Annotated in this window: 23 protein-coding genes; 18 read left to right on the top strand and 5 right to left on the bottom strand. The window is 61.7% G+C overall.

Annotated elements, in window-relative coordinates; genetic code table 11:
• Positions 1-862: 862 nt before the first annotated feature.
• Complete coding sequence (locus ACZ5J0_RS20090; RefSeq protein WP_464094934.1) at positions 863-1,015, top strand: hypothetical protein; 153 nt, start codon at positions 863-865, stop codon at positions 1,013-1,015.
• Between the two features lie 117 nt (positions 1,016-1,132).
• Here ACZ5J0_RS20090 and ACZ5J0_RS20085 read toward each other — a convergent pair whose 3' ends face one another.
• Positions 1,133-1,351, bottom strand: a complete 219-nt coding sequence (locus ACZ5J0_RS20085; RefSeq protein WP_464094935.1) for a hypothetical protein — start codon at positions 1,349-1,351, stop codon at positions 1,133-1,135.
• A gap of 472 nt (positions 1,352-1,823) precedes the next feature.
• On the opposite strand from ACZ5J0_RS20085, the gene dprA reads away from it, so the two are divergent.
• The 14 genes from dprA (at position 1,824) to ACZ5J0_RS20015 (ending at position 11,098) form a co-directional block, all read left to right on the top strand.
• Positions 1,824-2,732, top strand: coding sequence for a DNA-processing protein DprA (dprA, locus tag ACZ5J0_RS20080; protein WP_464094936.1), 909 nt, complete (start codon positions 1,824-1,826; stop codon positions 2,730-2,732).
• Between the two features lie 62 nt (positions 2,733-2,794).
• Positions 2,795-3,187: a hypothetical protein gene (locus ACZ5J0_RS20075; protein ID WP_464094937.1), complete on the top strand. Its 393-nt coding sequence runs from the start codon at positions 2,795-2,797 to the stop codon at positions 3,185-3,187.
• 563 nt (positions 3,188-3,750) lie between these two features.
• Positions 3,751-4,101, top strand: coding sequence for a hypothetical protein (locus ACZ5J0_RS20070; protein ID WP_464094938.1), 351 nt, complete (start codon positions 3,751-3,753; stop codon positions 4,099-4,101).
• Positions 4,102-4,163: 62 nt separating this feature from the next.
• Entirely contained in the window at positions 4,164-4,475 is a 312-nt protein-coding gene (locus ACZ5J0_RS20065; RefSeq protein ID WP_464094939.1) for a hypothetical protein, read from the top strand.
• 579 nt (positions 4,476-5,054) lie between these two features.
• Positions 5,055-6,404 (top strand): ParB/RepB/Spo0J family partition protein, encoded by a 1,350-nt coding sequence (locus ACZ5J0_RS20060; RefSeq protein WP_464094940.1) that lies wholly within the window; start codon positions 5,055-5,057, stop codon positions 6,402-6,404.
• Between the two features lie 274 nt (positions 6,405-6,678).
• The gene (locus ACZ5J0_RS20055; protein WP_464094941.1) at positions 6,679-7,047 is read left to right on the top strand and encodes a hypothetical protein; all 369 of its coding nucleotides are present in this window, start codon (positions 6,679-6,681) and stop codon (positions 7,045-7,047) included.
• Positions 7,048-7,490: 443 nt separating this feature from the next.
• On the top strand, positions 7,491-7,775 hold the full coding sequence (locus tag ACZ5J0_RS20050; RefSeq protein WP_464094942.1) for a glutaredoxin family protein: 285 nt from the start codon (positions 7,491-7,493) through the stop codon (positions 7,773-7,775).
• A complete protein-coding gene (locus ACZ5J0_RS20045; protein ID WP_464094943.1) occupies positions 7,772-8,056 on the top strand; it encodes a hypothetical protein in 285 nt (94 codons plus the stop codon). The genes ACZ5J0_RS20050 and ACZ5J0_RS20045 overlap by 4 nt, the downstream gene beginning before the upstream one ends.
• Positions 8,053-8,916, top strand: a complete 864-nt coding sequence (locus tag ACZ5J0_RS20040; protein WP_464094944.1) for a single-stranded DNA-binding protein — start codon at positions 8,053-8,055, stop codon at positions 8,914-8,916. The genes ACZ5J0_RS20045 and ACZ5J0_RS20040 overlap by 4 nt, the downstream gene beginning before the upstream one ends.
• A 245-nt stretch (positions 8,917-9,161) precedes the next feature.
• A complete protein-coding gene (locus ACZ5J0_RS20035) occupies positions 9,162-9,506 on the top strand; it encodes a hypothetical protein (protein WP_464094945.1) in 345 nt (114 codons plus the stop codon).
• 10 nt (positions 9,507-9,516) lie between these two features.
• Positions 9,517-9,777, top strand: a complete 261-nt coding sequence (locus ACZ5J0_RS20030; protein WP_464094946.1) for a ParB family protein — start codon at positions 9,517-9,519, stop codon at positions 9,775-9,777.
• Positions 9,774-10,304 carry a thermonuclease family protein gene (locus ACZ5J0_RS20025; RefSeq protein ID WP_464094947.1) on the top strand — a complete coding sequence of 177 codons (531 nt, stop codon included), beginning with the start codon at positions 9,774-9,776 and terminating at the stop codon, positions 10,302-10,304. The genes ACZ5J0_RS20030 and ACZ5J0_RS20025 overlap by 4 nt, the downstream gene beginning before the upstream one ends.
• Positions 10,305-10,344: 40 nt before the next feature.
• Complete coding sequence (locus ACZ5J0_RS20020) at positions 10,345-10,605, top strand: chemotaxis protein (RefSeq protein WP_464094948.1); 261 nt, start codon at positions 10,345-10,347, stop codon at positions 10,603-10,605.
• Positions 10,606-10,618: 13 nt separating this feature from the next.
• Positions 10,619-11,098 carry a hypothetical protein gene (locus ACZ5J0_RS20015; RefSeq protein ID WP_464094949.1) on the top strand — a complete coding sequence of 160 codons (480 nt, stop codon included), beginning with the start codon at positions 10,619-10,621 and terminating at the stop codon, positions 11,096-11,098.
• Positions 11,099-11,158: 60 nt separating this feature from the next.
• Here the strand turns inward: ACZ5J0_RS20015 and ACZ5J0_RS20010 are convergent, their stop codons facing one another.
• The gene (locus ACZ5J0_RS20010) at positions 11,159-11,575 is read right to left on the bottom strand and encodes a hypothetical protein (protein ID WP_464094950.1); all 417 of its coding nucleotides are present in this window, start codon (positions 11,573-11,575) and stop codon (positions 11,159-11,161) included.
• 436 nt (positions 11,576-12,011) lie between these two features.
• On the opposite strand from ACZ5J0_RS20010, the gene mobF reads away from it, so the two are divergent.
• Positions 12,012-16,616 (top strand): MobF family relaxase, encoded by a 4,605-nt coding sequence (gene mobF / locus ACZ5J0_RS20005; RefSeq protein ID WP_464094983.1) that lies wholly within the window; start codon positions 12,012-12,014, stop codon positions 16,614-16,616.
• 383 nt (positions 16,617-16,999) lie between these two features.
• On the opposite strand, the gene ACZ5J0_RS20000 is transcribed toward mobF, so the two are convergent.
• Positions 17,000-17,638 carry a hypothetical protein gene (locus ACZ5J0_RS20000; RefSeq protein ID WP_464094951.1) on the bottom strand — a complete coding sequence of 213 codons (639 nt, stop codon included), beginning with the start codon at positions 17,636-17,638 and terminating at the stop codon, positions 17,000-17,002.
• A 131-nt stretch (positions 17,639-17,769) separates the two neighbouring features.
• Between ACZ5J0_RS20000 and ACZ5J0_RS19995 the strand changes: the two genes are divergently transcribed.
• Both ACZ5J0_RS19995 and ACZ5J0_RS19990 read left to right on the top strand, forming a co-directional pair.
• Positions 17,770-18,072, top strand: coding sequence for a DUF4193 domain-containing protein (locus ACZ5J0_RS19995; RefSeq protein ID WP_172322536.1), 303 nt, complete (start codon positions 17,770-17,772; stop codon positions 18,070-18,072).
• Between the two features lie 563 nt (positions 18,073-18,635).
• The gene (locus tag ACZ5J0_RS19990) at positions 18,636-19,685 is read left to right on the top strand and encodes a PDDEXK nuclease domain-containing protein (RefSeq protein WP_464094952.1); all 1,050 of its coding nucleotides are present in this window, start codon (positions 18,636-18,638) and stop codon (positions 19,683-19,685) included.
• A gap of 218 nt (positions 19,686-19,903) precedes the next feature.
• On the opposite strand, the gene ACZ5J0_RS19985 is transcribed toward ACZ5J0_RS19990, so the two are convergent.
• Both ACZ5J0_RS19985 and ACZ5J0_RS19980 read right to left on the bottom strand, forming a co-directional pair.
• Entirely contained in the window at positions 19,904-21,685 is a 1,782-nt protein-coding gene (locus tag ACZ5J0_RS19985; protein WP_464094953.1) for an esterase/lipase family protein, read from the bottom strand.
• Positions 21,682-22,242, bottom strand: coding sequence for a hypothetical protein (locus tag ACZ5J0_RS19980; RefSeq protein WP_464094954.1), 561 nt, complete (start codon positions 22,240-22,242; stop codon positions 21,682-21,684). The genes ACZ5J0_RS19985 and ACZ5J0_RS19980 overlap by 4 nt, the downstream gene beginning before the upstream one ends.
• Between the last annotated feature and the right edge of the window lie 401 nt (positions 22,243-22,643).

Here is a 22,643-nt window from a genome sequence, read left to right as displayed (position 1 = left end):
TAGCGTTGTGGCGGCCTTGGCCCTGCCCGCTTCTTGACCGAACGAATCGAGCGATCATGATGCAGGCGGCCGATGTAACTAGAAGCGGAATTAGCAAGAATACGAAAAAGCCTCCGCCTCCACTCATGAGTCCTCCTACGCTCAGGTAACCTGAAAGGCCGATCCACCAGCTGAGCGCCGCTACGAACCCAGCGATAACGATCAGTGAGCCTCGAAAGTCTTTGTGGTCAATCACAATTGATCGACCGCTACGGCTGTCCATGCGATGCACCTTTGCTCATCGGGAATTGTCTAACTAGAACAGCACGGATCTGCGTCTTTGACGAGACCTCTTATAGCCAGCCACTTCATTGGAAATGGAGGCCTTGCTTTGATACGGGCCCCACCTACCAATCGGCAAACCCATCAGAGTTGCTTACCATGATTAGGTGGTCAGTCAATCAGGAAGGCGTCCGCGGTGGGTTTGGCTGAGTGCCGCCACGGTTTCGCTGCTCGTCGTGGTGGTGGCGTTCGGCCTGCAATCTGGTTCCTGCGTTGACTTTGCAGCCCCAGCCTCGGAGGGGAGTCTGTGTTCTGCTGGCTTGGAACCGTCGGCTTGGGTTATCGGGCTACTAGGCTTGCTTTTCGCGTTCTTCGCCCTAATCCGTGCCTTCTCAAGGCGCCGCTAGCGTTCCCACTAATTGAATTGGAGTGAGGCAGCCCGAGTGCGGAGCAGTTTACGGTCCACTTCCTTGACTATAGGAACATCTCCGCCGGCCGCGATGACGCTGCCGCGGGCGTAGCCACTTTCCAGTGAAGCCGCAGGAACAGCCGATACGGTGAAAGGACAAAGCAGTCCAACACCCGAAGGCAGGACCCCACCGTGGCCGATGAGATCCGCATGACCGAGGCAGACACCATTGCCCCCGACGCAAGCCCGGCTGAAGACGTCCTGGAGCTGCGCTTACTCACAGCCGGACCAGTCACGGGACCGGTTGACTGGCCCCTGGAAGACCACCGGCTAGACGAGCCGTAAAGAAACGGCAGCACACGCGCTGCCCCCACAAATTTCTTTTGCAGAGAAAACAGAAAGAGCCGGCACCCATGTGCCGGCTCTTTCTTCATCAGTTCTAGTTGTTCAGGAAGAATCCCGTCACGGAAGACGGACCCAGGCTGTCAGGCATCGCTTACACGCATCATCCACTGACTCGTTAAACGGCTTACCGTCGTCGTGGTTGAAGAGCTTGGGGTACGGATCCGTCCCGTCCGAGGACTGCGTTCCACAGAGAACCTGGCCGTGAGGATCCAGTGCGTGTACCTTCTCGCCGTCATGGAAAAGCCCTTGCTCATACTCTGACTTTGCCCAGCTCATTCGTTCCCCAATCGATCGTTTCTTGGATGCTACCTCAACAAGCTGAGCCGCATAGATCGTGAGTCACGACGCTGGCCTCGCTGGGCTCGCACTCCTTTTGGGCGTCCTCTCCGCTTCGCTCCGTGGCCGGCTGTTGGGCCCAGTCCCGACGTCGCAGAGCTCCGCCGTGCCCGGACCTGTGTGTCTACGACGTTTTCTGGTTGCTGTCCTCCGGATTGTAGGCGTCCGCTCCACCCCGTCTAGCCCCTCCGCAAGCTCCGGGGCCCGCGGTGCAGGAATTTCCCTACGGCGCTCCTGCGTCGCTTATTTCCTCCGGGAATTTCCCACACCTTGCCCTATGGGTAGACAGGGCTCCGTCGGCCGCCGAGCAAGCAAGCTTGCCAGCAACCAAAAAACAACGGGGGAGGGGAGACCCGCAGCTGGCCAGGTCACACCGCTCCCTCACCCAATCCTCTGCAAAGGACACAAAACCATGAACGACCGCATCGCACGTGCCGCCCTTACTCGTCTTTTCGACTCCCAGGACTCCACGGGCCGTGAGCTTGTCAAAGCATTGGGCGCCTACGCGGCCCTGAGGGTAGCCACCGGCGCCCAACCGCCCCACACCTTCCGCCACATCAGCGAAGAAGACCTGAACGAAGGGCTGCGCCGCTGGGCGCAGCGGGTCCCGGACGTGGACGCAGAAAGGGACCTGGCCACCATCGAACGACTGGGCGGAGGTTTCCTTATCCCCGGTGATGAACACTGGCCCATCGGCCTCGATGATTTGCCTGATGCCCCTTATGGGCTCTGGTACGTCGGGAACATCACCCAGGGGATCCCCGCGGTACAGCGCGCGGCAGCGTTGACCGGTTCCCGCGATTCCACCAGCTACGGCGCAGCTGTCACCGGTGAGATGGCCCATGGACTGGTCCAGCGTGGAATCTGCATTGTCTCCGGCCTGGCCTACGGCATCGACGCGCACGCCCACCGTGGCGCGCTTGCTGGCTTTACCGGCACCGGACCGGCGACCATCGCGGTTGCAGCTGGAGGCCTTGACCGGGTTTACCCGTCCGGCAACGCCGACCTCGCGGCCGCGATCAGGGCCAACGGTTTGGTCGTCTCAGAGCAGCCCCCGGGAAACGCGCCTACGCGTCACCGCTTTTTGCAGCGGAACCGCATCATTGCCGCCCTAGCCGGGGTCACCTGTGTTGTCGAAGCCCGGTGGCGCTCCGGCGCGCTGAACGCCGCGCACCACGCCGAAACCATTGCCCGACACGTGGCGGCAGTACCCGGAAGCGTGCACAGCGCGAACTCGGCAGGCTGCCACAGGCTCCTGAAAGAAGGCACGGCAGCACTGGTTTCCGACGCCGCAGAACTGGCCGAACTACTCGCCAGCTAGACCAGCCGGTGGCCGGGACGCCCGTCCCGGCCACCACCCCATTTCGTAAAGGAGACAGGACCATGACTGAAAGCCCCGAAACACAACAGACCACCGAAGAGATCGAATGGTTTCCCGCGCGTGACCTGGTGGACGCGATGAAAGCCGAAGGCCTGGAACTTCAGGTCGAACAAACCGGCGGAGGCACCGCCACCTTTTTCCTTCAGAGCGAAGGCAGCCACACCTTCACGATCGGCCCCGGATCATTCAGCTGGAAGAACCCACTGGAATCCCGGTTCACCACGGCAGAGCTCTACTACGGCCCGGACCACTACGACGACGACGGCGAACCGGTGGAGTTCTCCGCCGACGATGAGAAGACCACCACGCCGGGAACACCGATGGCTGATATCGCCCATGAAATCGCCGTGAACTTCCGCCGATTCAACACCCGCCCGACCGACAGCGCCACGTAAGCGGGGTGGGCCGTTCGCCCTGTGTGGGCGGGCGGTCCGCCGCAGGTGGCCGCCTGGGTGGGTGGTTGCCGGCGACGGACCGCCGTTCCCGCAACGGGGCCGGCTGTTGTTCACTTGGTGCGTGCGGCAAGCCTTGGCGGGGATTGATCTGGGCGAATCCGCGGGGCTAGGGGAGATGCATGCTCGCGGGGCTCGCACCCCCTTGGGCGTCCACTTCGTGGCCGGCTGTTGGGTCCAGGGCGCGCCGTCGCAGAGCTCCGGAGACCCTGGCCCTGTTGTGTCTACGACGTTTTTTGGTTGCTGTCCTCCGGATTGTAGGCGTCCACTCCACCCCGTCTAGCCCCTCCAAAAGCAGTCGGGGCCCGCGGCACTGGAATTCTTCGACGGCGCTTCGCTTATTTCCTTTCGAAGATTTCCAGCACCTTGCCCTGCGGGTAGACAGGGCTCCGCTGGCCGCCAAGCAAGCAAGCTTGCCAGCAACCAAAAAACAACGGGGGAGGAAACAAGGAAGCTGGCCGGGTCACACCGCTCCCTCACCAATCCTCTGCAAAGGACACAAAACCATGCTTAACCACCTGATTGCGCTGTACATCCCGTCGCGACTCAGCGAGAACGTAACCGTGCACAGCCTCGACGCCCGGCACACGAGCCTTCAGATCATCGTCGGCGGCGCACTGGAATGCATCGCCCGAGGCGACTGGCAGGTCTACCTGAACGCGGAAACGCAAACCACCGGAGCATCGAACGTCCGGGCCGCGCAGCTGCTCCACGAAACCGGCCTTGATCTGCCGGTCACCGGAAACGCTGTGTTCCTGGGACGTGAAGGTCTCAGCCACGACATCGACGTTCCGGAGTACTTGATCCGCCGCGCGGAAACACTCTTCGACACCCGGCTGACCCAGCCAGCGGCCTAAACCCCTCGAGGTGGCCGGGACCAGCTCCCGGCCACCCTCCCAAGCTTTGAGGAGACAAAACCATGACGAACTTCTGGGATGAAGACGGCGATTTCGACTACGAAGCCCACCACGAGGCAGGCCAACGCGACAAAGCAGCCGAGACCGCCGCAAGGATCGGCTACCCGGGCATGGCGGATGCCTTCTACTACTTCGGCCTGCAGGGCAAACCGGATTCAACCTTCACGCCCGAACTGCTGGCCGCGATGGATGCCTGGCAGATCCAGCTCGAGAAAATAGAAGCTGCCCCGGCCGACGAGGAAATCAAGGATCTACAGCGCCAGACCGAGGAAGCCACCAACGCGATCCTCACCAAGATCGACCGCCGCGAGTAGACCGGAGGGTGGGCCGTTCGCCTTGTGTGGGCGGGCGGTCCGCCGCAGGTGGCCGGCTCTGGTGGGTGGTTGCCGGCGACGGACCGCCGTTCCCGCCCGGGGCCGGCACTACTCACCTGGTGCGTGCGGCAAGCCCGGGCCGGGATTGACCTGGGCGGATCCCGCGGGGGTTCGGGGAGAGGCATGCTCGCTGGGCTCGCACTCCTTTGGGCGGCCTCTCCGCTTCGCTCCGTGGCCGGCTGTTGGGCCCGGTCCCGACGTCGCAGAGCTCCGCCGTGCCCGTTCCTGTTTGTCTACGACGTTTTTTGGCTGCTGTCCTTCGGATTCTATGTGTCCGCTCCACCCCGTCTAGCCCCTCCGCAGGCTCCGGGGCCTGCGGTGCAGGAAATGCCCCTACGGCGCTCCTGCGTCGCTTATTTCCTCCGGGAATTTCCCCCACCTTGCCCAAGGGTAGACAGGCCTCCGTCGGCCACAGCTCCGCAAGCTTCGCCAGCAGCCAAAAAACAACGGGGGAGGAAAGAAAGTAGCTGGCCGGGTCACACCGCTCCCTCACCAATCCTCTGCAAAGGACACAAAACCATGAACGCAACACCCACGCTCGAAATGCTTGACCCCACCACCCTGACCGTGGACACCAACGTCCGCAAGGAAGCCGGACTCACCAAGGAGTTCGTGGCCAGCATCAAAGAACACGGCGTGCTTGTGCCCGTCGTCGCCCACCGGACCGAGGACGGAACCGTGCACGTCCTGATGGGGCAGCGCCGCACCCTTGGAGCCGTTGAGGCAGGAGCCGCATCCATTCCCGTGCTCGTCGGGGCCAGCCCTGAGGAAGCGGAACGACTCGCCACGCAGGTAGTGGAGAACGACCACCGCAGCGCACTCACCGACGGCGACCGCGCCGAAGCGTTCCACCAAATGGCACTGCTGGGAGTGAGCGCCAGCGTCATCGCCCGAAAGATGGGAGCCAAGAAAGCAGTGGTGGAAACCGCGCTGAAGGTCAAAGCGAACGCCACCGCCGCCCAGGCACTGGACCAAGGCCTGACGCTTGAACAGTCCGCCGTGATCGAGGAATTCGCAGACAACGCCGACGCCGTGGCCACGCTCGAACGCCTCGCCACCGAGAACCCCGGCAACTTCGCCCACCGGGCGCAGCGGCTCCGCGACGAGCGCAAGAACAACGCCCTGCTCGCCGAAGCCTGCGCCGAGGCAGCCGCTAAAGGTCTCACCGTGCTGGAAGAAGACCCCAGCTACTACGACTACAAAGGAGTCGCCGCGATGATCTCCGCACTGACCACCGCCGAGGGCGAACGCCTCAGCGAGGCGGACGCCGACGCGGTATACATTGGCATCGGATACAGCGGGTTGGTGACAAGGTTCGCCGTCGCGGACTGGAAGGCCCGCGGGCTGCGGAAGGACGGCAAAGCCCCGGCAGGAGGCATGACCGACGAGGAAAAGGCCGCACGCCGGGAGGTCATTGAAAACAACAAAGCCATGGATTCGGCCGAGGTGGTACGCAGGGAATTCGTCAAAACCCTGCTGGCACGCAAGGCCCTGCCAAAGAACGCCCAGAAGTTCATCGCCCACACGATTGCCCATTCCAGCTACATCCTGACCAAGGCCCTGAATAAGACCGAACTCACGGCGGAACTGCTGGGCACCGGAACCGGGTACGGCGATTTCACGGCCTACGTGGACAAGCCCACCACCAAACCCGAAACGGTCACCCTCGCCACCATGATCACCGCCTACGAGGCAAACATCGATCGCACGAGCTGGCGGAGCCGCCACAGCGACACACGCTACTACCTGACCCAGCTCACGGCATGGGGATACGAAGCCAGCGACGTCGAAAAGATCATCCTCGCCGACCCCGAGACAGAAACCGAGGAAACCACGGAAAGCGCGGACGACGAACCCGAAGCCGCCTAAAACCCCCTTGCCGGGCGGAACCCCCACCGCCCGGCAAGGCCCCCGGCCACTCACCACGGCAGGGCCGGGAACCTCCCAAACGTCGGGCGGTCCGCCGCCCAGGGCGAACCACAGCAGCCAATCACCAGCGACGGACCGCCGTTCAACGCCACCAAGCACACGGGAACCAAAAGCCGCGCAGCCCCGGCTACCTGGCTACTCCATCGACTCACCACCGAGAAATTTTTGTCAGAGGCCACCGCTAGGCTCATCTCATGGCACCACAGGAGTCACCTTGACCAAGCCACCAATCCCCGACAACCCCATCACCGACTTCATGAACAGCGACTTCAGCGGCACCTTCGACTGGTCACTGCCGGCAATGATGCTGATCAGCACGGCACTAGTCGCGGTTTACGTTGGTGCGGCCGTGGCCATCCGAGGAAGAAATCAGGCATCACTCAGGGCTCCCAAGGCGACGGACCTCGCTTTCGGCCTGGCCATCGCCACGCCCCTCAGCGGCTTCCTTGTCTTAGGCCGCAGCGGACTCGGCGGGGGACTCATCATTGGAGGGTTCGCGCTGGTCATCGGACTAACCCTCTGGGGCACTGCGCACCGCACTCCAAGCGAAAACCAGCCGGGGAACACCGGAAGAGTCCGCTAGACTGAACCACAGATTTCCTTTTGCAGAGGGAAAATAGGAAGGGCCGGCACTTACAGCCGGCCCTTCACTCTTTAACAGCACATGCCAGCAACCTTCCCCATGGGCCAAGCCAACCCGCAGCCGGCCCACCACCCGCTGGGGAACAGGTCTTTTCAGCCGGGACCACACACTCGGAAATTCGGAATCACCCGACACGGGCACAAGAACCCCACGCCCTGGGCAGCTGCTAAAGACACCGGGGGAGTACCGACGGGCTACTAACCGCAATCTTCCCAAACTCACCAGACGCCAAAATCACCCAGAAAACCACTACCAAAAACACGTCAAAAACCCCTAGAAATAAGGGGAAAAGCCTTTAAATCCGATTGGATAAAAACTAGAATAGTAGTAGCAAGTCAGCCAGACGAACCTAACCAAAACTGATACGAAACGCAGGACTGAAAATGACTTCCTCAATCACCGATTACACGGTCTACACCAAGCCTGGTTGCCCGAACTGCGACCGCACCATGGAGTACTTCGACTCCAAAGGCATCACCTACACCCCGGTGGACATCACCGAAGTGCCGGCAGCGCTGGAATACATCACCGCAGAGCTCGGGTACTCCCAGGCACCCGTCATCGTGAACAACTCCGATGACCAGGACCACTGGTCCGGACTGCGCCGCGACAAGCTCGTCCACGCCGCCATGACCCACACGACCGCGAACAGCCAGGAGGCATCATGAACGCCACGCCAATCACCGCCGAGACCATCGCCCTGATTCTGGGCGACCATGGTATTCCCGCGGAACTGCACGCCGATCCCGAAATCCAGGCTGCCGCATACGGGCTTGCGTTCCTGAACTCCCCGGCCACTCCCGCCGAGGGACGCTTCTACGGCGCCTCAACGGTCTTCTACGACGAGGAAGACGAAAGCAGGTACGAGGTCAGCAACCGAGATCTCCTTGAAGAGCAGCTCACCGCCCGGCTGAGCGTCCGCATCGCCGAACTCGGGTGGGGACTATGACCACCCCGCACCCGGTGGACGGGTTCAAGATCAGCCCGCGGATCCCGTTGGAGGTGGACCTGTTCCGGCAAACCAACCCCAGCGGCAGGATCTACCCCGACCCTGTGGAGCCCGAGATTGTGGATCTGTACGACGGCTTCTACGCCGCCCCCTACAAGGGAGGCGACGACCGGTACCTTGAGGCGATCAACCGCGCCCCGCTCGGGGCCGGCGGCTTGTGGGATGAACACACCGCGGATCAGCACCAACCCAACGACCTCACCTACGACCAACCCGGTGGGACCGAACCTCAGAACGAAACCAGCACACACACCGAGAACACCACCAGCACACGAGGAAAAGGAACCATCATGGCCGGCGAAACCACCATTACTGTCATTGGAAACCTGACATCGGACCCCGAGTTGCGGTTCACCCCATCAGGTTCGGCGGTAGCGAATTTCACGATCGCTTCAACGCCCAGAACCTTCGATCGTCAGTCCAACGAGTGGAAGGACGGGGAGACGCTTTTCCTCCGTGCCAGTGTGTGGCGGGAAGCAGCTGAGAACGTCGCCGAGTCCCTGACCAAGGGCACGCGCGTCATCGTATCCGGCAGGCTGAAGTCCCGGTCCTACGAAACCAAAGAGGGCGAAAAGCGCACCGTTATAGAGCTAGAGGTAGACGAGATCGGGCCGAGCTTGCGTTACGCAAATGCGAAAGTAAACCGCACCCAGCGCACCAACCAGGGCGCAGGAAACGGAGGTTTCGGCAACCAGCCCAGCAGCGCACAACCCGCCCAGCAGGATGACCCATGGGCCGCGAACACGCAAGCCAACGCCGGCTCCTGGGGCAACGGCCCCGACTCCGAACCCCCGTTCTAAACACCTGTGGTGACGGGGCCGGCCACTACCCTGGCCCCGATACCCCTCACTGTTCAAGCAAAGGATCCGATCATGACTGAGAACCAAGACCTAGTGTCCGAGCGGGGGCGCTAGCCGTGAAGAACACGTCCTCCAGCTTCTCGCTAACAACGATGACCACGGTGGTCCTTGCTTCAGCGCTTGTTCTCTCAGTTGCTGGCTGCACACCTGCACCCCTATCTCGTGAATCAACAGGGCCCATGTTCATGGATGTGCCAGTCAGTTCGCAGCTCGAGGAAAACGCGGCGAACGCAGCGGTCGACGCACTAGATAAGTTCTCCGGCCGATCCACGTCGAAGGGAATATGGCTTCGCGAGCTCGCACCTTTGGTAACAACGACCTTCGCCCAGGAAGCCGAGGATATTGATCCCCCAGACTTGAACCCGGTGACGGTGCGCGCGGCCGACTTGGAGCGTTCCCCACACGGAATAGGGAATCAAGTCAGGGTCAGGATTGGCACCGATGCCGGGGAATGGATCATCGTTATGACCACCGCGGGCACAGACGAGCCTTGGTTGGCTTCGAGCATTCTTCCCGCGGGCACCACCTAAGGGATCCGTGATGAAAAGGCAGACTGCCAAGAAGAATCCCTACTTCACAGACGATGACCTGAACCAGATCCGGGCAGCGGTCCAGGAAGTCGGCAAGCTCGAAGGGTATGTGTCCATTACGGACTTCGTTGAAGCAGCCGCGCGCCGGGAACTGCGCCGCCTGCACCGCAAGTACAACGACGGCCGGAAATGGCCGGGTGTTGAAGCCGGGGAACTCCGCCCGGGGCGACGAACGCGCGCCGAAACAGCGGCAAAGGAGGATCACTCATGACCGGCTGCACGGCCCAGGGAGGCCCGCAAATCGTTCCTGCCGGTGGCCCGGCACCGCTGCACGAGGTGCCCTGCGATGCGACAGGCACGGCGGCGCGGCCGCCGGCGCTTCAGGCGAAAGCCAGCGGCCCGTACACCGTGGAGAGTGTTGTCGATGGGGACACGATCCGGATCAGCTGCAACGGCACCAGCACGCGCGTCAGGCTTGTTGGTATCAACGCACCGGAAAGCGTCAAAGAAGACGCGCCGGTGGAGTGCGGCGGCCCGGAAGCGTCCATCTACCTGCACTCACTCCTGGACGGACAGCAAGTGTTCCTGGCAGCGGATCCCACCCAAGGAGTGCGGGAGAAGTACGACCGGCTTCTTGCCTACGTCTGGACCGCGGACGGCACCCTGGCCAACCGCACCATCCTTGAACAGGGTCACGCCGAAGCTGCCGGCTACGGCAAATCCTTCGCCTACAGTGGGGACTTCACTGCGGCCGCCGAGCAAGCCAAGGAGAGCAAGGCGGGCCGATGGAATTGTTGAGACCGCCGCCCACTCATCAGCCCAACGTTAGGGGAACACCATGGCCGTCGTTCTGATCTTCTTCGCAGCGTTCGCCGCTGTCGCCCTGGGCGGCTGGATCATCTACGCACTCACGCACCCGGTGGCCGCCGGCCAAGGCATCTTGATCTTCCTCTGCAAGGCAGCCGGGGTCATTGCGTTGATCACGGCCGTGGTGGCCTGGCTCGGTCAGAGCCTGCTCCAGGCAGTGCCGCCGGCGGTGTTCATGGTTGCCTTCTTCGTCGCCGCTAACCGGCTCGAACGCCGCTGGCGCCGCTGGTGAACCAGGCGCGCCCATGACGCGCGACGAGGCCCGGTTCTGGTCCAAGGTCATTAAAGGGCCGCGGAAGAGCGACTGCTGGCTTTGGGTTCGAGCTGTGGCCGATGACGGGTACGGCCGGTTCACTCTCAACAGCGACGGACGGACGCAGGCTGTCCGTCCGCATCGCTTCGCCTTTCATCTGGCATACGGCGTTGACCTGGACGGATTCGGGCCGCTGATGCACCACTGCGATATCCCGCTGTGCGTCCGCGCGAGGACGACGGCAGATACGCATCTGAGTGTGGGCGATGCCAGAATCAACATGCTCGATCGTCAAGCCAAGGGACGTGACACGAACGGTTCAGGATTCCGATGGCGCGGGCTGGCCCGCCGGCAGTTCGCTGAACGGTCCAAGGCACTGCGTGATGAAGTCCGCGACCATGGCTGGGATCGGGAGGAACGGGTGCGGGCACTGCTGGCCGGTCTCGATCCTGACGCCCCGACGCTCTTCTAAAACGGGTGATGCCCCCGACCTGAAGGCCGGGGGCATCACCCTGTCATCAGCTATCCGCCCTCAGGCAGCGGCGTCCTGGCTCTCACGGTCGGCCGCTTCCGGTGCTGCTGGACTGTTGCTCTCCGTGGATGCCTTCTTTTCGTCCCCACTGAGGAGGTCGAGGAGCCGCTTCAACTCCGCGGCGCTGAGTCCCAGGCGCGCGGAGACACCGGACTTCGGTTCGCCCGAATCGAGCATGGCACGAACAGTCATCGCGGCACCGCGGACTGCGTCCTGCGCGTCCTCTTCGGCTTTCGCCAGGAGGGCGTCGGCCTTCTTCTTGGCATCGGCACGGACGAGCTCGGCTTGTTCCTGACGCTGGAAGAAGTCCGCGGCCAGCTCAATCAACTGCTCGTGCCGTTCTGTCAGTTCCTTGGCCTTGGCCAGTGCCTTCTCGCGGGCTGCTTGCTGCTGCGCTGACTTGCGTGGTGTTGCCATGATGTGGGTCCCTCCCCCTAGGTTGTCCTTCACACGAACCTAACGGCTAGCGCCGGTTCGGGTGGCCAGGCCGCGCCGCGCGCCTTAACGGTCCTCGCTGACGCTCGGGCTGGCCATGCCAGGCTTGTCCACACGTGGACAGCTCCGAGATAAGGGCGGTCTCTCCGCTGCCCACCAGGGGATAAGCCTGGCTGCGGTTCAGCACAATCGAACGAACCGTGGATAACGGAAAAGCGTGTTACCCACCGCCCATTCTCATGTGCAGAACCGCATCAAAACCTTGATGGCCCGATCTTACCCGTTTTTGATCTTTTCCATCGAGCCCCGCTCGCAGGCTCCCATCAGCCGATTCCAAAGATCAAAAACAACCAATATCTGTCACACCTCATGCATCATCGATAGGTGGGGCCGTTTCGCGGGTATGCTGGGTGTCGTGATGACCGTGCACAAGCTCAGTGCCGGCGACGGATACACGTACTACACACGTGAGGTCGCCAGCGGTGATGAGCTGCGTGCGAAGGGCCGTGAGCTGGGTGATTACTACACGGTGGACGGCAACCCTCCAGGGCAATGGGGCGGGTCCGGCGTGCAGCATTTGGGTGTTTCCGGTGACGTCACCGAAGCGCAAATGGCGGCCTTGTTTGGACTGGGATTGCATCCCAATGCCGAGAAGATGCTTGCCGATGACCCGACATCAGATGTCGCTCTGGGTCAGAAGTACCGCCAAGCGAATCAGAAAGACAACGAACTGCAGGCGCGCATCAACCGTGCCACCGGTGACTACCAGCGCCTGAATCATCGCGAGCCGGACGCGGATAACCGTCGGCTGATCCGCACGAAAGAGGGCGCCCAGTACTTTCGAGAACTCAACGGCCGGAACCCTGCTGACAAGGAAGAGCTGGGTAAGTTCATTACCGCCCAGACGAAACCGGCTGCACAGACAGTTGCCGGATATGACCTTGTTTTCGCTCCCGCGAAATCAGTCTCTGTTCTGTGGGCCATCGGCGGTGCCGACGCCCGCAAACAGATCGAAGCCGCACATAACGAGGCCATCGAAGAGACCTTGGGTTACCTCGAAAAGGAAGCAACATTCACCCGCCGAGGCCGCAACGGTGTCCGCCAAGAGGACGTCGATGGCGGCCTGATTTACACCAAGTTCCGCCACTACGACTCCCGCACCGGGGATCCGCAACTGCACGATCACATTGTGGTGTCCAACAAGGTTCTGGGTGCTGATGGCAAGTGGTCCAGCCTCGACGGGCGACGGCTGTACCAGTTCAATGTGGCCGCTTCGGAGATGTACAACAGGGTTGTCATGGAGAAGATCTGCGCCCGCCTGGGCGTGGGGTTGATTGCACGCAAAGTCAACGGTGACCGCCCTGTCACCGAGATCGCCGGCGTCGATGTAGCCGCCATCGAAGCAGCTTCTTCGCGGCGGGAAGGCATCAAACCTGTCATTGATGAACTGACAAAGGAGTTCACTGAGAAGCACGGCTACGCACCCAACAAGAAGCAGCTGATTGCCCTGGCCCAGCAGGCAACACTGGACACCCGGCCGGCCAAGAAGGAAGCCAGGCAGCTCTCCGCACTGGTGGAAGAATGGACGACCGAGCTGGGCGCCCTGCCCGGCGTTGTCACCGGTCCGGCGGCTGTCGAACAAGCCCGCAAGCATCGTCATGATGCACGCGAACAGTCCGAGAAGGACCGGCCCTCATGGATGGTCGCCCACGCCGATGAGCTCGATCCGGCCGTCGAGGCACAAGGTGTTATTGAACGGCTGGAACGCAGCCGTGGGGTCTGGGGAGAGCACCACATCAGGGCCGAAGCAACGCGCAGGCTGGGTTCCAGGCTCGGGGAAATGCCCATCCCGCAGGCGCTTCTTGAACAGGTCGTGGCGCGTGCGACCGATCAGTTTTCACTCCGCATCACCCCCGAAACACCTGCCCCTGACATTGAGGCTTTGCGTTTGTCCAACGGCGGTTCCAAGTACGGCAAACCACACTCCACCTTGTACACCTCTGCCGGGATCCTCCACAGCGAAGACCGGCTCCTGACAGCCGCGCAAAGCGTTGTCATTCCTGCAGCGACGGTCGATTCATTCGATGCTGCGTTGGCCCGGCAGGAGAAGACGTTCGACGCAGGGCAGCTGCGCATGGCCCAGGAGTTCGCGTGCAGCGACCGCCTGCTGCTGGTCGGTGTAGGGCCGGCCGGTGCCGGTAAAACCACTGCCTTGAAACTCGCAGCTGACACCATCCGGGAAGCCGGCGGGCGGGTGTTCGGACTTGCGCCTACTGCCGTGGCCGCCGCCGTGATGGGCACTGAACTGGGGGCCTCAGCGACCACCATCGACTCCTTCGTCCTCGCCCACAAGGCCGGGGCGGCAGACGAGAAAACCACCCCGCGACCGGGGGACGTCATCATCATTGATGAGGCCGGGATGGTCGGCACGGAACTGTTCGCCTCAGCTGTGACCATCGCCGAACAGCACGGCGCGGTCGTCCGGGCCCTGGGGGATGACCAGCAGCTCTCCGCCGTAGGCTCCGGTGGTGCGCTGCGGCTTTTGAAGAACACAGTCGGTGCGGTTCACCTGGAAGACCTGCACCGGTTCCGGAACGCGGACGGCACCCCGAACGAGGCAGAAGCGGAAGCCACCCTGGCCCTCCGCGAACCCCCGCTCCACGAGGTCGATGACCCGTGGACCTTCTACCGGGAAAACCGCCTCGTCGTCGGCGGCGACGCCGAAACCATGACCTCCCAGGTCTTCGAGGCATGGCAGAAAGACACCAACGCCGGCAAACACTCCATCATGATGGCCTTCGACAATGCCACCGTCACCGAACTGAACGCCCGCGCCCAGGCCTACCGGATCGCCACCGGAGACCTGGACTCCACCACCCCTGCAGCCATGCTCCGGGACGGCCTGACCGCCCGCGCCGGAGACATCATCGTCACCCGCGAGAACAACCGCAGGCTCTCCACCAACAGGGGCAAGGACTTCGTCAAAAACAACGACGTCTGGAACGTCCTCGGCGCCCACGAAGACGGATCCTTGACCGTCCGGCACCACGGACACCAAGGCACCGTGACCCTCCCCGCCGACTACGTGCGCGGCAACACGATGCTCGGATACGCGGCAACCATCCACCGCACCCAGGGCGTCACGTGCGACACCGTCCACGCCCTGATCAGCTCGGGACTGTCCCGCGCCCTGGCCTACGTCGCCGCCTCCCGCGGCCGCTACTCCAACAAGCTCTACGGCATCGTGGGCGACGGAGAGACCATGGAGGACGTCCTGACGGCCGTTGCCGCCAACCATGACGGCAACCTCACCGCGCACGAACAGATGGACGCGGCCCGCGCCCAGGCGCGCTCTCTGCCGCACATGTCCGAGCAATACCGGGACATCGATGCCCAAGCGAACGAGCTGCGCATGGCGAACATCGCCCGCCGTGAACTCGGCGAAGGCGTCGCAGGGACGTTCACGAAATCCACCGCGTGGGGAGCAATTGCCACGCACCTGCGCGCGGCCGAGAACGAAGGATTCAACCTCGTCCACCTCCTTAGGGACAGCGTCAACGAGGAAGACTTCGGTGCATCCGCGGATCCCGCGGCTGTCCTGGCGTGGCGGGTTGAGGATCGCCTTGACCGGTGGCGTTCACGCGCAGCCGATCCCGGACGCCGGCCGCTGGAATCAATGACCGATGAGGCGCTGGAACGGCTGGACCGCAGGGCCACCGGTGAGCTGATGCGCGCCAAAGCCGAAGCAGCCCGGACACCAGGTATGGAGACCCCAGACGGCAAAGACCTTGCCCGCAACTGGATGGCCGAACGGAAAGAAACGCCGTGGCAGCGACGCCTGCACGGCCACCTCAGCGACGACGACCTGGCATTGCGGATCCGCGCAGCGCAGCAGCAAGGACGTACGGACACGACGGTTAACGATCCCGCGGCCACGCGTAAAGCCCAGTGGCTGGCATCATCACTGCACAAGGAACAATCGCTCCGCGAACAGATGCACCCCGAAGCCCGGGCCGATGAAGCCTACGAACGCGGCGCGGTAAGCAACTACCGCCGGGACGAGAACGCCCCCAAGATCGAGGCCGCCGCACAGGTCCACCGCAGGATCCGCGCTGAAATCGAACTGCGCCGCCAACTTCCCTCGACCGTTGGTACCGACGCGGCAGCTGACCGGTTGCCGGCATGGATGGCACCGGTCGACGTCGCAGCCCACGACGACACCCCGGCCTTGTGGCGGAAGGAACTCAGCCAGCGCCGGGAAATCATGGCAACCGAAGTCAGTCGCCTTGGTGCGCAGCTCGCGGCTGAGCCTCCAGCCTGGGCAGCTGCCCTCGGACCGGTACCGTCCGACACCGCACGACAGGAACAATGGCGGACCCTCGCCGTGGAAATCTCCACCTACCGTGACATGTACAGGATCCCGGCCACCGAAACTTCCCCCGTACCCGCCGACCACCAAGAAAAGGGTCTCGGATCGGAACTGACCGCACGCGTCACCGCCATGCACAAGTACACGGCCCAGACCGCCAAGGAGCCACTGTCCGCAGCCGACGCGTCACTCATGGCCGAAGCCGCGCACGTCGAAGCCGTCGTGAAGGAAACCCCAACCCCTGCCGAGGAAGTCGTGGACCACCTGCAGCAGGCACGCGGCGCGGAAGCGCAGCTGAGCCCCGCACAGGAACGCGCCGAACGGCTGGCCGAACTCGCCCGAAAGGTCCGCCAAAACCGGGCAGAACGCCACGGCGGCGACTCCGAGGCCCGCAGCCCGGAAGCCGTCCAGGAAGCCCTGGACCAACTCAAAGCCCACCGAGAACAGGAAAAGAAGCAACCGGGGACGACAGAGGAGGACTTCGCTAAGAAGCTGGCCGCACGACGCGCAGCGCAGCGCAGCAGGACCCCGTCTGCGGTCGAAAAGCTCCGCCAGGAACAAGCAGAAGCCAAAGCCGCTGAAGAACGCCGACGCCGGGACCAGCCAGGTCCGGGCACCGGACCGGAACAAGGCCCCCGCGGCCCGCGCCTGTAGGTTGGCTTGACTGGCCCGGCAGACGGCAAGGGAAGAGCACTGGGGAGATGTCGCGGGAGGCAAGGGCAGGAACGACTGCATACCTGTACGCCCGCACTCCCGGACCATTGGGCTTATCGGTGGAAGTTTCCGCGCGGGTTGTGCTCGACTGCCGGATAGCCAATTCCGTGACCCTTCGGCACACACTGCTAGCCGTGATTTCGTCCGCCTGCCCAGCGCTGTAGCTTTCCGTTCTGCCTATCAAGGAACCAAAGGCTTTTTACCGGAGTAAGGCAAGTTACGGGTTGCACTGCCATCTCTGTGCTGAGGGTTCAGAGCAAGAAACGTCCTCCGGAACGCTGCAAGCTCTGATCGGGTCGAGCGGCTAGGGATCTTCCCGCCTTCTAGAGTGCGCCGAATTTCTTCCGCATGCTCTGAAGTGTGCTGTCAAGGGTGACCAGGTTCAGATCCAAGATCATCACATCCCCACTCAACGGTTGGAACCCAATGTCACCCCAGACGTCCCTGAGTTTGTTCTCAGCTGCCTTCCGGGCTTCTCCCCTAGACTCGTCAATCGGCGCGGGATATGTGGCGGCAAAGTCAGCACCATGGCTGAGGGTGTCCAAGGCTTCCGCAGCGAACCAGCGGCCGAGTCCTCGTCCACGCCAGCTCTTCGCTATTTCAACTCGGTTGAGGATCAGGAAGTCCGAGCCAAATCCTTCAGTTTCTGCTGCGACTTCTTCAGTTGGGTAGCCAGACTCAGGATCCAAAACAGCGGAACTGACTGTGTGCAAATCCGCTTCTATGAAGTCTAGGAGGTCGGGGACCTGATTCTCGCGCAGCCGGCATTTCACGATGTGCGCGTAGCCGATGACGTTGTCGTCAGCGTCGTCATCCAGATCCTGGGCGTCCGCTGTGAAATACGCAGTCGCCTGCCACTGCTCAACCAACCGGTGTTCAACAGAGCCGAGGTGCTTGCGCAGACTTAGGTCGATACGGACCTGGTGGCCGATGTCGCTATCCGTAATCTGAGAAAGGTCCATGGAGAAATGCTAACCGCCGGGATTGGTCACTTGTTGAGAACACATTCGCGTGGGAACACGATATGGTTCTGTGCGTTGCAGTGACGTCAGCAGCGACCACCAACCCCGAATGTCAGAAATGAGAGTCTCCAGTGGCAACCGATTACGATGAAGTCCGCTCCGACGTCAAGGAATCCCAGGACCGCTCTCTGGAAGCCTTGAAATCCGAGAATGCCCCGAACGCGCGCAGTGTCGTCACCGAACTTGACGAGGCCGACGCCCTTGACGAAGGCCTCACCCCGGGCGGAGAGATCGTCTCTGAAGAGCTCATCGTCCAAGTCATACCCCAAGCTGCGGACGAGTTCACCTGCTACTCCTGCTTCTTGGTCCGGCACCGGTCCCAGCTGGCCCGTGAAAGTGACGGACATGCGTACTGCACCGAGTGCGAAAGCTAAGCCCCGAAGGATCTCCGCTCGGCTCGGCTTCCACCGGCACCTCATCGGCATGCTCCCGTGATTTTCGCTGCATGTGTGCCTTGGCGCTCCATGGCTGGACCCAATGGTGCAAGAAGCTGTTGCACCATTGCCGTGGGTCGCATGTCACCTTCTTCTGAACAAAGGCAGATACTCGTCGACATGGAGCCTGGGATGCCTACGCCGCAGTTGAGTCCAATGGTCCCGCAACATACACGGACTGCTGAACCTCGCAACGTCCTGCAGAACACAGTCATGAACCTGACCCTGAAAGGGCCGGCGCAGCGCTGTCGAACTTTGTCCAACGGCTTGGTAGTCCTTGTGAGTCTTGTGAGTCCCTGTGAGTCTCCGCCTCCAGGTCCACCTACCCGCTCGTCGTCCGGCGGTTCATGTCCAAAACGGCCCCGAATTCGCTAGAGGCTTGCCGATTGCACCCGGGTGCAGGCCCGGCACGTTGGCACTGAACCCCTAAACGTGACGAAACTGCGGAACAACCAAGCGCAGGGGGGATCCAAGGTGTCAGTGGCTCACATTAGGGTGGACTGATGACCGACTCGCGTGACCTGGACCTTCCCGCTGGCTACCTGGACCTTCTCGAGGATTTGAAGGCAACAGTCAAAACGGCAAGAACCCGGGCTCTTCGGACCATCAACTCGCAGCTCATCGAGCTGTACTGGACAATCGGCCAAGGAGTTCGACAGCAACAGGAACAACAGCGCTGGGGGAGCGGGGTTATCAAGCGTCTGTCCTCAGACCTGCGTGGCGAGTTCCCTGAGATGAAAGGCCTCTCGCCTAGAAACCTTCAGTACATGACCACGTTCGCCGGAGCGTGGCAGGACGGTCCAATTGCGCAACAAGCTGTTGCGCAATTGCCGTGGGGCCACGTCACTGTCCTGCTGGACAAGCTGGACGCACAGGAAAAACGTACCTCATACGCTGCAGCAGCCGTCCAGTACGGGTGGTCCAGGAATGTCCTGCTGAACATGATCATGAACCGAACTCTTGAAAGGACCGGCGCGGCTCCGTCCAACTTCGCGCAACAGCTTGTTGCGCAGGACTCCGAGCTTGTCCAACAAATCGCGAAGGACCCCTACTATTTCGAGTTCCTGGGCTTGTCCGGGGAAGTCGCTGAACGCGATTTGGAGAATGCCCTCACCAGTCGGATCACCGAAACTCTGCGTGAACTGGGGCCAGGATTTGCTTTCGTGGGGCGGCAAGTCCACTTCGACGTTGACGGCGACGACTACTACGTCGACATGCTGTTCTTCCATATGGACCAGAACAGGTACGTAGTCATCGAACTCAAAACAGGCAAGTTTCAGCCGGAATTCGCCGGCAAACTAAACTTCTACGTCGCCCTCGTTGACGACGTGCTCCGCCGCGAGCATCACAACGAAACCATCGGCATTCTCATTTGCGGGACCAAGAATGATCGCAGCGTACGCTACAGCCTTGGGCGTTCTACCTCGCCGATGGCTGTCGCGGCGTATACCTACGACAAGCTCCCGGCAGACGAAAAGCGCGCACTGCCCAACGAAGGGGACGTCGTCGCTGCCCTCGAATGGGCCGAGCCACCCACGGACCTAGAGAACTGAACCACCACAGCCCGGCGGAAACGCATGTGAGGACCCATCTGTCGGCCTGCGGAGCGGGACAGACTGTCTTCAAGGCGGAGGTGGAGCCGTCGAACACGGTTGTACTGACATTGCCCCTTGCTTTGCCAACTAGAGACAACGGTCCGTTATCGGTTGCACAGAAACCACGATCCGGCGATGCTGTACCTTCATTCAGAGCCGACTACGGGTGTCGTACGTTATCGGTACGCAACGGCCACCGGGTACAACGTTGCTGTTCCAGGATTGATGTCCTCTTCGATGGCCACATGCCACACCCCGGATGGTGTTTCCTCCAAAAGCCCTGCCGTCGGGCTCGAGCCTCGGTCAGCGTAGCGTGCACGCCAGATCCCGGCGTGCGGGCCGGTGCACACTCCATACCAATATGGATAGCCTTCGATAGGTGGGGGACCGGATCCTGATGACATGCGGCAGGTCGTCATGTCGCTGAGTTTGACCAGAAACGGTGTGCTGGAGTCGGGAGTTACAGTCAGCCCTGGTTTGTTTGGTTCCGCGTTGACGTTCTTGATCAGAACCTCTTCGTCGCCGAGCATGCACAAGTATTCAACAGGGTTGTCCGGGTTCTGGAGACAGGGGTCGAAAGCACCATTCCCGACATAACAGCGGAAGGCGTCAGCGCGGTTCGCCACATTCGAGGTTGTGCAGGAGCTGTTAGCGGCCGTCTTTCCGTCCAGCGTTTTGTGCGGCTGGGCCTCTGACCCATCCCGCCAAGGCCGCAGGGTGATGACTTTCGTGAGGCTTTGGCGGGATTGCACATCGTCGACAATGAGCTCTAGTTCTGCAAGTGCGAGATCGCTATTTCGCATCAGGTTGTTATGAAAACACGGTATGTGCTCTGTGAACAGGTTCACTGCCGATCTATCTACGTCGTTTAGGGTCGCTGTCTGGAACCAACCGACGCGGGCTCCGTCCACGATGCTCGTCTTTGGGTTGAGTTCATATGTACACAGAACGGCCTTCTTGGTGGTGGCGCCTGATTGTGCTGAGGCGATTTCGACGATGATATCTCCGGTCTGGACTGTGGATTTCTTTCGTTGAAGGAAAAAGCCGCTGGTGGCCGTAAATTCCGTTTGCCCGGCCAGCGCATTGACCGTCAGGCCCCTCGGCCAAGGCGGGAGCTTCTGCAGTTCGGAAGATCCCATCCGAAGGGCTTTGCCGGCTTCGGAATCGAAGGAGCTCAACGCTGGGTGCAAGGCGGAGCAAACGAGGTTTGGATCTCGCTGGTTCTGTGTTTTGACTTGGCCGCAGTAGGACAGCAGCGTCCTATAGAACAGACCCATCAGGTCGCCTCGCAAGAGGCTCGTGGCCGTTGCTGCATCGATACCGATAGCGGCGATTGCCGCTATGATGGAGCCGCTGTTTGGGGTTCCGAAGGTGATGACTTGGCTAATTTTGGATACCAAGTCCGCTCCCCCTTGCGCAAGGGCCTGGCGCGTTGCAAGACCTCCCATTGAATGGGCAACCACAATCACTTTTTCGCCACTCTTGTTATGGAGGCAATCAAGAGCCTTAGCCAGCGCCGGACCGATATTCTCGTCGGTCACCCATCTGGAAGCGAACCGAGAGTAGTCGAACGTGAAGGCTGCCGTCCCACCAAGATCTTGGATGTTGCCGATGAGGGTTCGTTTGGGCGCGGCCGTGCCAATCCTTGATGTAAGAAGATCCGGTTTGGCCGAGAACGCGCCCTTACCCGCTTCATTGTGGATACTGGTGGACGTCCAACCGTGAATGTAGAGGATGGGTACATACTTGCCGCGTGCGTCAGGGCGCAGTTGAACCGGTTTACCATCGTTGTCCCTGTCCACCGAAAGCACCGGGGCCATGGAAAGTCCGGGGACGTCGCATGCGCGAGCCCATGCTTCGGGACCCACCGCTTGGGCTGCCGACGGCACGAGCAGAAACGACGCGGTCAGAGCAATCGCTGTCAGAAGGGCTGTAGAGGCTGTCCGCACGAGTTTCACGGGCCGGTGCCACCTGCTGCTTTGTCGAGCGTCCCAAGAACGGCCCACTGACCATTTTCTTTCACCATAACAGCGACGAATATCTGGTCCGGGGTGCCGGCGTTTGAAAGAACGACGTCCATTGTCCCGCCACCAATCCCATCGGGCGCCCACGTGCTCGGATCAGGCGTCAGCTTGGTTCCGAGCGGCAGGGCGACCTCGGGGTCAACAGTTGGCCGCGTTCCTTCCGCAGCGCCAGCAGATGGATCGTCCACCAAAGCAACCAGCGCATCGGCTACCGCTTCTGCATCCGACTGGGCGTCGGCTGTTGGCTGCGGAGAGGACGAAGGTGGGCTTTCTCCAGCCTTGGAAAAGGCTGTTGCCCCCCACGGACTCAGAAACCAAAAGACAGCCATGAGGGCCACCAGCGCGATGCCGGCCCCGACGACGATGTACCGGCGCCTCAAAGTCTCGAACCAAGCTTTACCAAGGGCCGCATTCGCTCTGCCTTTCTGGGTGCCTTTCTTTGCTGAAAGAGTACATCTGACGTCGTTGTCGTGCGGAACGAACTTAACCACTCACCTAGCGAGTCGGAGCTCTCCACCACTTGCCAAATTCGAACTCCTCTTGCGGTGAACGAACCGCTGTGGTCGTCGCGAGTAATTCTTGCGAATGTATGGTGATCCCTATTTCTGACCATGTAGGCTCCGAGCACGGGAACTTCCGTGACTTCGTATCGGGTCGTCATGACAAATTGCACGGGCGCAGACTATTGATTTGAGGCACATCGATGGTTGGACGAGTTTCAAAAATCCTGGGTGGCCTAGGGGCGACACTTGCTGTGGTTGCAGCAGGCGCAGGCGGGATCACCTGGTTTACAACCCAGAAAGCAACCATCGAGGCGGGCCGTATCGTCCAGCAAACGCCTACGGCTCCGCCCTCCACAGCGTCCCCCACGTTGCCACCGACTCAGCTTGCA

The organism is Arthrobacter sp. DualSoilB13 (assembly GCF_055389195.1).
The sequence above is the reverse complement of the archived record's forward strand: the minus strand, read 5'-3'. Positions and strand labels throughout refer to the sequence as shown.

Bases quoted from the DNA above. Each gene is read 5' to 3' on its own strand.
- ACZ5J0_RS20050 (WP_464094942.1), top strand. From the start codon at position 7,491: ATGACTTCCTCAATCACCGATTACACGGTCTACACCAAGCCTGGTTGC.
- ACZ5J0_RS20085 (WP_464094935.1), bottom strand. From the start codon at position 1,351: ATGAGCTGGGCAAAGTCAGAGTATGAGCAAGGGCTTTTCCATGACGGC.
- ACZ5J0_RS20075 (WP_464094937.1), top strand. From the start codon at position 2,795: ATGACTGAAAGCCCCGAAACACAACAGACCACCGAAGAGATCGAATGG.
- ACZ5J0_RS20025 (WP_464094947.1), top strand. From the start codon at position 9,774: ATGACCGGCTGCACGGCCCAGGGAGGCCCGCAAATCGTTCCTGCCGGT.
- ACZ5J0_RS20045 (WP_464094943.1), top strand. From the start codon at position 7,772: ATGAACGCCACGCCAATCACCGCCGAGACCATCGCCCTGATTCTGGGC.
- ACZ5J0_RS20065 (WP_464094939.1), top strand. From the start codon at position 4,164: ATGACGAACTTCTGGGATGAAGACGGCGATTTCGACTACGAAGCCCAC.
- ACZ5J0_RS20060 (WP_464094940.1), top strand. From the start codon at position 5,055: ATGAACGCAACACCCACGCTCGAAATGCTTGACCCCACCACCCTGACC.
- ACZ5J0_RS19990 (WP_464094952.1), top strand. From the start codon at position 18,636: ATGACCGACTCGCGTGACCTGGACCTTCCCGCTGGCTACCTGGACCTT.
- dprA (WP_464094936.1), top strand. From the start codon at position 1,824: ATGAACGACCGCATCGCACGTGCCGCCCTTACTCGTCTTTTCGACTCC.
- ACZ5J0_RS20070 (WP_464094938.1), top strand. From the start codon at position 3,751: ATGCTTAACCACCTGATTGCGCTGTACATCCCGTCGCGACTCAGCGAG.
- mobF (WP_464094983.1), top strand. From the start codon at position 12,012: ATGACCGTGCACAAGCTCAGTGCCGGCGACGGATACACGTACTACACA.
- ACZ5J0_RS20030 (WP_464094946.1), top strand. From the start codon at position 9,517: ATGAAAAGGCAGACTGCCAAGAAGAATCCCTACTTCACAGACGATGAC.
- ACZ5J0_RS20000 (WP_464094951.1), bottom strand. From the start codon at position 17,638: ATGGACCTTTCTCAGATTACGGATAGCGACATCGGCCACCAGGTCCGT.
- ACZ5J0_RS20015 (WP_464094949.1), top strand. From the start codon at position 10,619: ATGACGCGCGACGAGGCCCGGTTCTGGTCCAAGGTCATTAAAGGGCCG.
- ACZ5J0_RS20035 (WP_464094945.1), top strand. From the start codon at position 9,162: ATGGATGTGCCAGTCAGTTCGCAGCTCGAGGAAAACGCGGCGAACGCA.
- ACZ5J0_RS20020 (WP_464094948.1), top strand. From the start codon at position 10,345: ATGGCCGTCGTTCTGATCTTCTTCGCAGCGTTCGCCGCTGTCGCCCTG.
- ACZ5J0_RS20010 (WP_464094950.1), bottom strand. From the start codon at position 11,575: ATGGCAACACCACGCAAGTCAGCGCAGCAGCAAGCAGCCCGCGAGAAG.
- ACZ5J0_RS20040 (WP_464094944.1), top strand. From the start codon at position 8,053: ATGACCACCCCGCACCCGGTGGACGGGTTCAAGATCAGCCCGCGGATC.